Source organism: Streptomyces huasconensis, assembly GCF_021028635.1.
Taxonomy (GTDB): domain Bacteria; phylum Actinomycetota; class Actinomycetes; order Streptomycetales; family Streptomycetaceae; genus Streptomyces; species Streptomyces huasconensis.
On sequence record NZ_CP086119.1, the window covers coordinates 2,395,647 to 2,407,779 of the forward strand.

Genomic DNA, 12,133 nt, shown 5'->3' on the forward strand with positions numbered 1-12,133 from the left:
CACCCCACGCGCACACACCACCCGTACGGCCGCACCCCGCGCGGCTCAGCCCAGCGCGCGGGGCGGCCGCGGGCGCCGCACGATGCGAGACAGGGCCGCCGACCGTCGGCCCGTACGGTCTGCGCTCTCGGGAGGACCACCTGCCATGACCGTCAGTCTGGAGCACTTGCGCCGCTGCCACATCGCCGTCGACCTGGGGGCCGCGCGGACCCGGGTGTTCGTCAAGGGCGCGGGCCTCGTCGTCGACGAGCCGAGCGCCGCCGCCGTGAACACCCGCACGGGCGCCCTCATCGCGGTCGGCCAGTTCGCCGAGCAGATGACGGGCCGCACACCGGGCTACATCCGCGTGGTCCGCCCCGTGTCCGGCGGCACCGTCGTCGACATCGAGATGGCCCAGCGGATGCTGCGCCACCTGCTCGGCGAGAAGCTCCGCCGCGCCCTGCGCCGCAAGCCGCGGCTGCGCGCCGCCGCCTGCACCCCGCACGACGCGGACCCGCTCGCGCAGCGCGCGGCCATCGAGACGATGGTCGGGCTCGGCGCCCGCCGGGTCGAACTGGTGGACACGCTCATCGCGGCCGCCGTCGGCTGCGGCCTGCCCGTGGAGCGCCCCGAGGCGACGATGATCCTGGTCTGCGGCGCCGCCACGACCCAGGTCGCGGTGCTGTCCATGGGCTCGATCGTGACGGCCGAACGCATCCCCGTGGGCGGCGAGGCCATCGACCACGCGATCGTGCAGCACCTGCGCCACCAGCACGAACTGATGCTGCCCTCCCAGTCCGTACGCCCCCTCCAGCTCGCCCTGAGCGGCAACGGCCTCACCCCGCACGGCCCGGAGTCCACGGAGATCCACGGCAGGGACGTCGCGACGGGCCTGGCCCGCTCGGTCCACGTCGACACCGCCGCCGTGCGCGACGCCATCCACACCCCGCTCACCGCCGTGCTCGACGGCATCGGCAAGGTGCTGCGGGACTGCCCGCCGGACCTGGTCGCCGACCTCGCGGACCGCGGGATCATGATGGTCGGCGGCAGCGCGCGGCTCCCCGGACTCGACCAGATGCTGCGGGACGCGACCGGAATGCCCGTGCAAATCGCGGAACGGCCGGACGTGTGCGCCGTGCTGGGCCTCGGTGCGATGCTGGAGGGCAAGATCCAGCCGCTGGTCCTGGACCCGCTGTCCGGCTGACCGGCGCGCTGTCCCGACACGGCGACACGGAGTGCGTGACCGAGATGCCCGACGGAGCGGACGTGCCGCTGCCCCCCATGCCGCTGCTGGAGGCGGTCCTGAGCGTCGGCACGGACCTCGAACTGCGTGCCACGCTCCAGCACATCGTGGACAGCGCGGCCCGGCTGACGGGGGCAGAGCACGGCACGCTCGGCGCCGGTGCCGGTGCCGGTGGGGCCGGTGGGGCGCCGGAGACCTTTGTGGCGGGCGGCCCCGGGCGGGGCCCCGTCGAGGAGCCGGGCGGCGACGTCATCCGCGTACCGATCCCCGACCAGGACGAGGTGTTCGGCGACCTCGTGCTCGCGAAGAAGACGGGTGCGTTCACGGCCGAGGACCGGCAGCTCCTGACGGTCCTGGCGAGCCAGGCGGGCATCGCGATCGGCAACGCCCGCCTGTTCGAGGCGGCCCGGCAGCGGGAGCGCTGGATCGAGGGGGCGGCGGCGGTCACCACGGCCCTGCTCACCGGTGAGGCCGCGGCCGACGCGCTGATGACGGTCGCGGACCGGGCCCGCACCCTCGCGGGCGCGGCGGCGGGCGTGATCCTCCAGCCCACCGAGGCGGGCGGCATGCGCATCGTCGCCGCCGCCACGGACGGCGCCCCCCACGGCTGGGGCGCCTCGGCGGGCGACCGCACCAGGCCCGCCGACCTGACACCCTCGGCGACCGCAACGCCCCCGCCGGGCGAAGAAGCCCGGAGCGAGAGGAAGCACCGGCCGAAGAAGCCCACACCCGACCGGCCGTCGCGAGCCGATGCTCCCCCACCGAACGAACCCGCCCACGCGGAGCAGCCCCCACCGAACGAACCCGCCCACGCGGAGCAGCCCCCACCGGGCGAACCCGACCGCGCGGAGCAGCCCCCACCGAACGAACCCGCCCACGCGGAGCAGCCCCCACCGAACGAACCCGCCCACGCGGAGCACACCCCGCTAAACGAACCCGCCCACGCGGAGCAGCCGCCGCCCAATGAACACGACCGCCCGGAAGAGCCCTCACCGAACGAACGCGCCCACGCGGAACAGCCCCCACCGGGCGAACCCGCCCACGCGGAGCAGCCCCCACCGAACGAACCCACCCCCGCCGAGCACTCCCCGGCCCAAGACACCACCCCCACCCCGGCAGGCACGCCGCCGCCCACCCCCTCGCGCCCTCCTCTGCCCCCACCCCCCGGCTACAACGACCTCATCGGCACCACCATCGAACCCGGCAGCGCAGTCCTCGCCCAACTGCTGGGCGGTGAGCCCGTGTTCATCGAGGACTCCGCGACCGACCCCCGGATGACGACCCACGTACGTCTCCGGTTCGGGCCCAGCATGATGCTGCCGCTCCAGGCCGGCGGTCGGCTCATCGGGACGCTCGCGTTGCCCCGCAGGCGGGGCGCGCCCGCCTACACCGCCGCCGAGCGGCTGCTCGCCACGCAGTTCGCCTCGCAGGCCGCCCTCGCGCTCGTCCTCGCCGACGCCCAGCAGAGCAGGGAGCGCCTCGCGGTGTTCGAGGACCGCGATCGCATCGCCCGCGACCTGCACGACCTCGTCGTCCAGCGGCTCTTCGCGACGGGCATGATGCTGGAGTCGACGCGCCGCAAGGCGGGCTCGCCGAAGGTCGAGGCCACCCTCGACCAGGCCGTCGACGAGCTGGAGTCCACCATCCAGGAGGTCCGCACGGCCATCTTCGCCCTCCAGCAGCCGCCCGCCGACGCCCCGACGACCTTCCGCGGCAAGGTCCTGCGCGAGACGGCGGGCGCCGCCGCGATCCTCGGCGTCCAGCCCTCGGTGCACTTCGGCGGCGCGGTCGACACCCGGATCGCGGACCCGGCGGCGAGCCATCTCCTCGCCGCCCTGCGCCGCGCCCTGGCGGCCGTGTCGCGCCGTACCGGCGTCACCCGGGTCGATGTGGCGGTCGACGCGCGGGCCACCCTCCCCGACGGCCGCGACGGCGTACGCCTGACGGTGTACGACGACGGGGACACGGACGGCGTGAAGGCGGGCACGACGGTGACCTGGCAGGCACCGCTGTAAAAGCAGCCCGGCGGCCCCGTGTCAGAGCGCGACCACCGTCACCTCCGTGGCCTTGACGCTGGTCCACACCTCCGCCCCGTCGGCGAGGCCGAGTTCGGCCGCCGCCTGCGGAGTGATCTCGGCGACCAGGTCGGGCGCCTGCCCCGAGGCGACCAGCACCCGCAGCCTGCTCCCGGCCGCGGTGATCTCCCGTACCGTCCCGCGCCACACGTTGCGCGGACTGCCCTCGGGCCTGTCGCGGTGCACGGAGACGGCCTCCGGCGCGATGACGGCGAGCGCCCGCGTGCCCTCGGCCGGCGGGTCGGCGACGACCAGCCGCCCCTCCCCCGCCAGGACGAGCGTGCCGTCCGCGGCGGCCGTGCCCGGCCAGGCGTTGCGGCCGAGCATGCGGGCCACCCAGGGGGACCGCGGATGCCGGGTGACCTCGGCGGGCGGCGCGTCCTGCAACGTCCGCCCGTCGTCGAGTACGAGGACCCGGTCGGCCAGCGACACCGCCTCGACGGGGTCGTGCGTGACGACGAGGCAGACCCCGCCGAAGCCGTCGAGGTGGCGCCGCAGGGTGTGCCGTACGTGGGCGCGGGTGGTCTGGTCGAGGGCGGCGAGCGGCTCGTCCAGGAGCAGCAGCCGGGGCCGGGCCGCGAGCGCCCGCGCGAGGGCGACCCGCTGGGCCTGCCCGCCGGACAGTTGCGCGGGCCTGCGGTGCGCGAGGTGGCCGACGCCGAGCCGGTCCAGCCAGGCCTGCGCCTCGTGGCGGGCCCGGGCGCGCCGGACGCCCTGGGCGCGCAGTCCGTAGGCGGTGTTGCCGAGGGCGTTCAGGTGCGGGAAGAGCGCGCCTTCCTGGGGCACCCAGGCCACGCCCCGGCGGTGTGGCGGCAGGGCGGTGACGTCGTGGTCCCCGAGACTCAGCCGGGCGTGGGCGCGGGGGGTGAGGCCGAGGAGGGCGCGCAGGAGGGTGGTCTTGCCCGCGCCGTTGGGCCCGACGACGGCGATGGTGGTGCCGGGTGCCGCGTCGAGGGTCAGTTCGTTGGCGCCGGTGACGGCGGCGCGCAGGCCCCATTTCTCCTGCGGGCCGTCCTTCTGCGGGCCGTCCTTCTGCGGGCCGTCCTTCTGCGGGCCGTCCTCCTGAGCGCCGCTCTTCTGCGGGCCGCTCTTCTGCGGGCCGTCGCCCTGTGAAGCTGCGGCTTCGGCGAGCGGGCCGGGCCCGCCCCGAGCCCCCTCCCCCGCCCCCACCGAGCCGTCCCCCGGTGCCGCGGCCGGCCCGGCGGTCCGCAGGGTCGCCCCGGCCGACCACCGCCCCCGCAGTCCGATCAGCACGGCCATGGCGATGGCGAGCAGCAGCAGCGACAGGGAGGTCGCCGCCTCCGGGGAGTCCTGGAGCAGCAGGTACACCTGGAGCGGCAGCGTCTGCGTGGTCCCGGGGAGGTTGCCCGCGAAGGTGATCGTCGCGCCGAACTCGCCCAGCGCCCGCGCCCAGGTCAGCGCGGCCCCGGCGACGAGCCCGGGCGCGACCATCGGCAGCGTGACGGTGAGGAACACCCGTACGGGAGAGGCCCCCAGCGACGCCGCCGTCTCCTCGAAGCCGGGCCGCAGCCCGCCGAGCGCGCCCTCCAGGCTGATCACGAGGAACGGCATCGACACGAACGTCGCCGCGACCACCGCGCCGGAGGTGTGGAACGGCAGCACGATCCCGAACGTGCTCTCCAGCCACGGCCCGAGCAGCCCGCGCCGCCCGAAGCCGAGCAGCAGCGCGACGCCGCCGACGGTCGGCGGCAGCACCATGGGCAGCAGGACGAGGGACCGTACGAAGGCCTTGCCGGGGAAGTCCACGCGCGCGAGCAGCCAGGCCAGCGGCACCCCGAGCAGCAGGGAGAGTCCGAGCGCCCAGAAGGACACCAGCATGGACAGCTTCAGGGCCTGGGTGACCCCGGGCGCGGAGAGGTGGGTGCCCAGGTCACCCCACTCGGTGCGGACGAGGATGCCGATGAGCGGCATCAGCAGGAACGCGACCGCGAGCACCGCGGGCAGCGCGAGGGCCAGCGGCGTCGGGGGACGGCCCGTCGAGCGGGTGAGCGGACGGGGGCGGGGGCGGCTCATCGGCGGTCCTGGGGTCGGTGGTCTGACACGGGGCGTACGACCGGGCGCCCGCTGCGAGGAGGCGGAGGCGTACGACCGGGCGCCCGCTGCGGGGAGGCGGAGGGCGCCCGGAAGTCGAAGTCCCGCAAGGGGAAGCCGGGCCGGCTTCCCCGGCCGCGGCCGCCCGCTACGGCTTCTGGAAGCCCGCGTCCCGCAGGATCTTCTGCGCCTCGGAACCGCCGAGCCACTTCACGAACGCGGCGGCGGCAGCGCCGTGCGCGGACCCCTTGAGGGTCGCGGCGGGGTAGGACGCCACGGCGTTCTGCTCGGCCGGGATCTCGACGGCGTCGACCTTCCCGGGCGCGGAGGCCGCGTCCGTCCGGTAGACGATGCCGGCGTCGGCCTCGCCGAGTTCGACCTTGCTCAGCACGGAGCGGACGTTGGCCTCCTTCGACACGGGCTTCACCGCGACGCCCTGCCGGTCGAGGACCTCCTTGCTGTAGCGCCCCACCGGCACGGTGTCGTCCGCGAGCACGACCTTCAGGCCGCGGCGGGCGAGGTCCTTCAGTCCCTTGACGCGGTCCGGGTTGCCCTCGCGCGTGGCGATCACCAGCCGGTTCTTGGCGATCACGGTCGGCGCGCCGGTCTCCGCCTTCAAACCGTCCATGGTCTTCGTGTCCGCCGTGACCAGCACGTCGGCGGGCGAGCCCTGCTTGACCTGCGCGGCCAGCTCCTGCGAACCGGCGGCGGAGACCGTGAGGTCCGTGCCCGGGTGGTCCTTCTCGTACGCCTTCTCGGCGGTGGCGAAGACATCGGTGAGGGAGGAGGCGGCGAGGATCGTGAGGCGGACGTCCTTGCCGCCTCCCTTCTTGCCAGCGCTGTCGTCGTCACCGCCGCAGGCGGCCGCGAGCGGGACGAGCAGCGCGACGGTCGCGGCGGCGCGGCGGACGGCAGGGGACTTCGGATGGATCGGGAACATGGGTGGGGCTCCTCGCTCAGGCGCGGTCGATGTGCACGCTGGTGGACTTGACCCGGGCGGTGGCCTCCACGCCGACCTCCAGACCGAGTTCCTCCACCGCCTCCCGGGTGAGCAGCGAGACCAGGCGGTGCGGACCCGCCTGGATCTCCACCTGGGCGGCCACGTCACCGAGCTTCACGGCGGTGACGATGCCGGGGAAGGCGTTGCGGGCGGAGGTGTACGGGACGTCGCCCTCGGCCGCGCCGCCGCTCTGCGCGATCTCGACGGAGAAGGCGGCCAGGTCACGGCCGTCGATGAGGCGCCGCCCGCCCTCGTCGCGGTGCGTGGCGACCCGTCCGGCGTCCGCCCAGCGGCGGGCGGTGTCGGGGCTGACCCCGAGCAGACGCGCGGCCTGCCCGATCGTGTAGGACTGCATGTGCGACAAGATAAGCCCGATCAGGCGGCATCTGAAATATTCAGGGCGTTCCTCCATGGCAGATGCGAGCCTGCATGGCGAAAGCTACAAGAGCGTGACTGCCGCAGGTCGTCAGGCATATCTCGCCCCGGTCGGCCAACTCGCCCCCGCATGGCACTCTTCGGCAAGCGCGACCCCAAAGACGACCCCAAGGATCAACACGAGGACGACGGTGACGGCGACCGGTCCGACATTGACACCGACCCGGGGCCCGGCGCCGGCCCGGGCCCCGAGGTCGAGGAAGCCGCCCCCGACGAGCCCACCGATCTGCCCGCCCGCTCCTGGTGGTCGGTGCTGCGGCGCACCGGCAAGGAGTTCCTGGACGACGACCTGCCGGACCGGGCCGCCGCCCTGACCTACTACGGCGTGCTGTCGCTCTTCCCCGCCCTGCTCGTCCTGGTCTCGATCCTCGGCGTGATCGGGAAGAAGGCCACCGACTCCGTCCTGGACAACCTGGACAAGCTGGCCCCGGGCCCGGTGCGCGACCTGCTGAGCGACGCCGTACGGCAACTGGAGGACAGCGGCGGCACCAGCGGCGTGGTGGCCATCACGGGTCTGGTCCTCGCCATGTGGTCGGCCTCGGGTTACGTGGGGGCCTTCATCCGCGCCTCCAACGCCGTCTACGACCTCCCCGAAGGCCGCCCGATCTGGAAACTGACGCCCCTGCGCATCGCCCTGACGCTGATCCTGATGGTCCTGCTGGCCGTCAGCGCGCTGCTCGTGGTCTTCACGGGACCCCTCGCCGAACGCGCGGGCGGCGCCATCGGACTGGGCGACGAGGCCCTCACCGCCTGGTCCATCGCGAAGTGGCCGGTCCTCCTGATCATCGTCATCCTGATGATCGCCCTGCTCTTCTGGCGGGCCCCCAACGTCCGCAGCCCCGGTTTCCGCTGGCTGAGCCCCGGCAGCGTGCTCGCCGTACTCCTGTGGCTGCTGGCCTCCGGCGGCTTCGCCCTCTACGTCGCGAACTTCGCCTCGTACAACAAGACGTACGGCACGCTGGCCGGTGTCGTCATCTTCCTGGTCTGGCTGTGGCTGTCGAATCTCGCCATCCTGCTCGGCCTGGAGTTCGACGCCGAGCTGGCCCGCCAGCGCGCGATCAGCGGCGGCATGCCCGCCGAGGAGGAGCCGTACGTGGAGCCCCGCGACACCCGCACCTGGCCCCACCCCCGCGACTCCCACCACCCGGACCCGGCCTCCTGACCCGGCCCCCCGGCCCGGGGCCGTGACCCGTTTTCAGCACCCGTCGACCTTTTCTCGGAGAAAACGGGTGACCTGACAGGTTTGTGTTCGTTTAAGACGTGTCGGGTCAATGAAGGCACTCGCGTGCCCGCTGGAGTAAGGGTGTCGGATGGCGACCTTGTGTCGGCCGGCCGTTTCGGTTCCGGAATACGTCATCACCATGGAGGACACGCTTGAGCTGGCACGCTCGCGGCATGCTGACCATCCTCAGCTGCCCCTCGCGTTGCGGCTGATCGAGAACACCGGGGTACGGACCCGGCACCTCGTGCAGCCGATCGCCGAGACGCTCATGCACCCGGGCTTCGAGGAGCGCAACCGGCGGTACGCGGCCGAGGCGAAGGCCCGGGTACCGCTGGTCGTGCGGCGCGCGCTGGAGGACGGCGAGCTGCGGGCCGCGGACATCGACATGATCATCTACGTGTCCTGCACCGGCTTCATGATGCCGTCGCTGACCGCCTGGCTGATCAACTCAATAGACTTCCGGTCCACCACGCGCCAACTGCCGATCGCGCAACTGGGCTGCGCGGCGGGCGGGGCGGCGATCAACCGGGCGCACGACTTCTGCACCGCCAACCCGGGAGCGAACACGCTGATCGTGGCGTGCGAGTTCTGTTCGCTGTGCTACCAGCCCACCGACCTCGGTGTCGGATCACTGCTGTCCAACGGCCTGTTCGGCGACGGCGTGGCCGCCGCCGTCGTACGCGGCACGGGCGGCCACGGCATCCGGCTGGAGCGCAACGGTTCGTACCTCATCCCGGAGACGGAGGAGTGGATCGCGTACGACGTACGGGCGACCGGCTTCCACTTCCTGCTGGACAAGCGCGTACCGGGCACCATGGAGCCGCTGGCGCCCGCGCTGTCCGCCCTCGCCGACGAGCACGGCTGGGACGCCGCCGACCTCGACTTCTACATCGTGCACGCGGGCGGGCCGCGCATCCTCGACGACCTGAGCACCTTCCTGCGCGTGCCGCCGGAGGCGTTCCGCCACAGCCGGGCCACCCTCACCGAGTACGGGAACATCGCGAGCGCCGTCGTCCTGGACGCGCTGCGCCGGCTCTTCGACGAAGGGGGCGCCGCGGACCAGGCGCGCGGCCTGCTCGCCGGGTTCGGCCCCGGCATCACCGCCGAGATGGCACTGGGCCGGTGGAACCGCACGCCGCGCCCCGCGCCCCGGGAGACCCGATGACGGCCCATCCGCTGGTCACGGCGGCGTCGGACAGCGGCCTGGTCGTGCCGCCCGGTGAAGGCCGCACCCTGCGTGCGGCCGCCCAGGACGTGACGTTCAAGGTGACCGGCGGGCAGTCGCGCTTCTCCTCGAGCTTCGAGGTGCGCGTACCGCCGGGCTTCGACGTCGGCGCCCACGTGCACACCCGCAGCGAGGAACTGTTCTACGTCCTCGAGGGCGAACTGGACGTGCTCGCCTTCGAGCCGCGCGTACGCACCGCGGACAGCTGGCGGGGGTGGCGGTCGCCGCGGGGCGATCGCGTGGTCCGCGCCACGCCCGGCACGGTCATCCTGGTCCCGCCCGGCTGCCCGCACGCCTTCGCCAACTCCAGCGGCGCCCCGGCCCGGATGTTCTTCCAGTCGTCCCCGCCCCCGGACCACGAACGCTATTTCGAGGAACTCCTGGAGATCCTCTCCGCCGACGGGCCCGTGGACCACGAGGCCATCGCCGCACTCCGCCGCCGCTACGACATCGAGCAGCTCACACCGCTGCGCCACGATCCGCCGACGCCGAGCCGGCCATGACGAGGAGCCAGTGATGCAGGACGAGACCGCCCCGCTGTACGACGTGTCAGACCTGCCGGCCCTCGAATTCGACCCCTTTCTGCGCCAGGCGTCGCAGACCGCCCCGGTCATCCGGGTCCGGCTGCCCCACGGAGCCCCCGGCGAGTGCTGGCTGGCGACACGGCACGACACCGTCCGGTTCGTCACCTCTGATCCGAGGTTCAGCCGTGACATCGTCGGCCGGCCGCTGCCCACCATGAACAGGTACCTCATCCCGCTGGACCGGGCGGTCAGCTTCGTCGACCCGCCCGACCACACCCGGGTCCGCTCCGTGGTCGCCTCGGCGTTCAACCGTTCCGGCATGGCGGCCCTGCGCCCCCGCGCCCAAGCCGTGCTCGACCGGCTCGTCGCCTCCATGGTCGAGGCCGGACCACCCGCCGATCTCATCCAGCACGTGACCTCGCCCTTCCCCATGCACGTCATCGGAGTGGTGCTCGGTGTGCCGGAGGCCGACCGGCCGCGGCTGTGCACGTGGGCGAGTGCCATCCTGACCCGGGCGAGGGACGAGGCGGAGGTCGAGGGCGCACGGCTGATCAGGGAAGAGGCCAGCGCCTACTTCCTCGAACTCTCCCGCGAACGCCGGAGCCGACCTCAGGACGACCTCATCAGCGACCTGGGGGCCGCTGTGGACAGCGGCAGGATCGAGGAGGAGGAACTCCTCGCCCTGACCACGCTGATGGCCCTCAACGGCTGGCACGCAGTGCGCAACCACACCTCCAACATGGCCTACCTCCTCCTGACCGAGGACAGCCTCAGGAGCCGCCTGCGGTCCGACCCGCAGGCCGTGCCGGCGGCCGTGGAAGAACTGCTGCGCTGGATTCCCCACAAGCACGGCGTGGGACAGGCCCGCATCGCCACCGAGGACGTGGAGGTGGGAGGCGTCCTGGTCCGCCGCGGCGAGGCCGTCTACGTCTCGTACGTGGCGGCCAACTGGGACGACCGGTGCTACCCGGAACCGCACCGCATCGACATCGACCGCGAGGGCCCGCCCCACCTCGCCTTCGGCTACGGCCCCCACCACTGCGTGGCACCGCTGCTGGCCCGCATGGAAGCCGAACTGCTCCTGACCACGCTGCTCACCCGCCTGCCCGACCTGCGCCTGGCCGTCACCCCCGAGAACGTGCCCTGGCAGAAGGACGTACTCATCCGAGGACCGGTGACACTGCCGGTCACGTGGTAGTCGGTCAGGGCTCGGGCGTACCGACCGGAGCGCTGCTCGCTCAGCCAGAAGGCCCCGACCGGGGAGACGATCCACAGCGTGTCGCTCATCGCGGGGCGGCCGACCGAGGGGCACAGTAGGCGCAGGTGGAATCGTTCCTGCGCCATGACGCTCTGGTGGGGCGGGTGGGACTCGAACCCACGGCCGACGGATTATGAGTCCGCTGCTCTAACCGGCTGAGCTACCGCCCCTAACGGCGCGTCGCGCACATTTGTGCGCGCCGTCTGCCGCAGCATAGCCGCTCATACGATCTCCTGCTTCGCATGGTCGGCAACGCTCGACCATGATGACCTCAGGGCGGCCCGCGCGGTTCCACCGGGCACGAAAAAGACCCCTGAGAGGTTCCTCAAGGGTCCTTCCGTACAGCTCTCCCGACTGGACTCGAACCAGTAACCTGCCGGTTAACAGCCGGCTGCTCTGCCAATTGAGCTACAGGAGACCGAGCTCCCCCGACTGGACTCGAACCAGTAACCTGCCGGTTAACAGCCGGCTGCTCTGCCAATTGAGCTACAGGGGATCGTCTCGTTTTGCATCGAACGCACCTACCTGGGAACTCTCCGGGCGGCGGGCGCTCGCTGCGACACATACATTAGCGCAAGCAGGGGGGTGCTCCGCCAATCGGTATCCCCTCGGCCGACCAGCGGGCGAGCGAAAGACCAGCGACAGACGCGTGACAGCCGTGCGACAGACGTGCGACGCCGACGCAAGGAAAGGGTGGCAGCCATGCGATACCGGCTCACATTCGTGGCGGGACTGGCTCTCGGGTATGTGCTCGGGACCCGGGCCGGACGCGAGCGATACGAGCAGTTGAGGAAGTCCGCCCGCCAGATCGCGCAGAACCCGGCCGTGCGCAACACCGTCGAGTCCGCGGGCCAGCAGGGCCGCGAGGTGGCGGGCAAGGCCTTCCATACGGTGTCGGAGAAGATGGGCGACCGGATGCCCGACTCGGTCGCCGACCGGGTGCGGTCGCTGCGCGAGCGCGGGCAGGGCTCCGCCCAGGACGACTGGGGCACGAGCAACACCTAGGCGGCGGGGCGCGAGCCAACCCCTGCCCCCCCGGACCACCGGTGGCCTCCGTGCCGCCGGTGGTCTTGTGCCGCCTGGGGTGCGGGACACCTGGCGCGGTGCGGCAGAATTCCTG

10 protein-coding genes and 3 tRNA genes are annotated in these 12,133 nt (G+C 72.9%); 7 read left to right on the plus strand and 6 right to left on the minus strand.

Annotated features, from left to right (window positions below; translation table 11 throughout):
* Positions 1-145 precede the first annotated feature (145 nt).
* Positions 146-1,183, plus strand: a complete 1,038-nt coding sequence (locus tag J2N69_RS10780; RefSeq protein ID WP_230900532.1) for a rod shape-determining protein — start codon at positions 146-148, stop codon at positions 1,181-1,183.
* A gap of 35 nt (positions 1,184-1,218) precedes the next feature.
* The gene (locus J2N69_RS10785; RefSeq protein ID WP_408056703.1) at positions 1,219-3,237 is read left to right on the plus strand and encodes a GAF domain-containing protein; all 2,019 of its coding nucleotides are present in this window, start codon (positions 1,219-1,221) and stop codon (positions 3,235-3,237) included.
* 21 nt (positions 3,238-3,258) lie between these two features.
* Here the strand turns inward: J2N69_RS10785 and J2N69_RS10790 are convergent, their stop codons facing one another.
* The 3 genes from J2N69_RS10790 to J2N69_RS10800 all read right to left on the minus strand — a co-directional run bounded on the left by J2N69_RS10790 (position 3,259) and on the right by J2N69_RS10800 (position 6,704).
* Complete coding sequence (locus J2N69_RS10790) at positions 3,259-5,331, minus strand: ABC transporter permease (RefSeq protein WP_230900533.1); 2,073 nt, start codon at positions 5,329-5,331, stop codon at positions 3,259-3,261.
* A gap of 166 nt (positions 5,332-5,497) precedes the next feature.
* Complete coding sequence (gene modA, locus J2N69_RS10795) at positions 5,498-6,289, minus strand: molybdate ABC transporter substrate-binding protein (protein WP_230900534.1); 792 nt, start codon at positions 6,287-6,289, stop codon at positions 5,498-5,500.
* 16 nt (positions 6,290-6,305) lie between these two features.
* Positions 6,306-6,704 (minus strand): TOBE domain-containing protein, encoded by a 399-nt coding sequence (locus tag J2N69_RS10800; RefSeq protein WP_230900535.1) that lies wholly within the window; start codon positions 6,702-6,704, stop codon positions 6,306-6,308.
* 150 nt (positions 6,705-6,854) lie between these two features.
* On the opposite strand from J2N69_RS10800, the gene J2N69_RS10805 reads away from it, so the two are divergent.
* The 4 genes from J2N69_RS10805 to J2N69_RS10820 all read left to right on the plus strand — a co-directional run bounded on the left by J2N69_RS10805 (position 6,855) and on the right by J2N69_RS10820 (position 10,953).
* Complete coding sequence (locus J2N69_RS10805; RefSeq protein WP_230900536.1) at positions 6,855-7,946, plus strand: YihY/virulence factor BrkB family protein; 1,092 nt, start codon at positions 6,855-6,857, stop codon at positions 7,944-7,946.
* A 148-nt stretch (positions 7,947-8,094) separates the two neighbouring features.
* Positions 8,095-9,171, plus strand: coding sequence for a type III polyketide synthase (locus J2N69_RS10810; RefSeq protein WP_230900537.1), 1,077 nt, complete (start codon positions 8,095-8,097; stop codon positions 9,169-9,171).
* Positions 9,168-9,734: a cupin domain-containing protein gene (locus tag J2N69_RS10815; protein ID WP_230900538.1), complete on the plus strand. Its 567-nt coding sequence runs from the start codon at positions 9,168-9,170 to the stop codon at positions 9,732-9,734. The genes J2N69_RS10810 and J2N69_RS10815 overlap by 4 nt, the downstream gene beginning before the upstream one ends.
* 13 nt (positions 9,735-9,747) lie before the next feature.
* On the plus strand, positions 9,748-10,953 hold the full coding sequence (locus tag J2N69_RS10820; protein WP_230900539.1) for a cytochrome P450: 1,206 nt from the start codon (positions 9,748-9,750) through the stop codon (positions 10,951-10,953).
* Between the two features lie 153 nt (positions 10,954-11,106).
* Here the strand turns inward: J2N69_RS10820 and J2N69_RS10825 are convergent.
* The 3 genes from J2N69_RS10825 to J2N69_RS10835 form a co-directional block, all read right to left on the minus strand.
* A tRNA-Ile gene (locus tag J2N69_RS10825) sits at positions 11,107-11,183 on the minus strand.
* A gap of 175 nt (positions 11,184-11,358) precedes the next feature.
* Positions 11,359-11,431, minus strand: a tRNA-Asn gene (locus tag J2N69_RS10830).
* Between the two features lie 5 nt (positions 11,432-11,436).
* Positions 11,437-11,509, minus strand: a tRNA-Asn gene (locus tag J2N69_RS10835).
* Between the two features lie 206 nt (positions 11,510-11,715).
* Here J2N69_RS10835 and J2N69_RS10840 point away from each other — a divergent pair.
* The gene (locus J2N69_RS10840; RefSeq protein WP_127912373.1) at positions 11,716-12,018 is read left to right on the plus strand and encodes a YtxH domain-containing protein; all 303 of its coding nucleotides are present in this window, start codon (positions 11,716-11,718) and stop codon (positions 12,016-12,018) included.
* Positions 12,019-12,133: the final 115 nt, after the last annotated feature.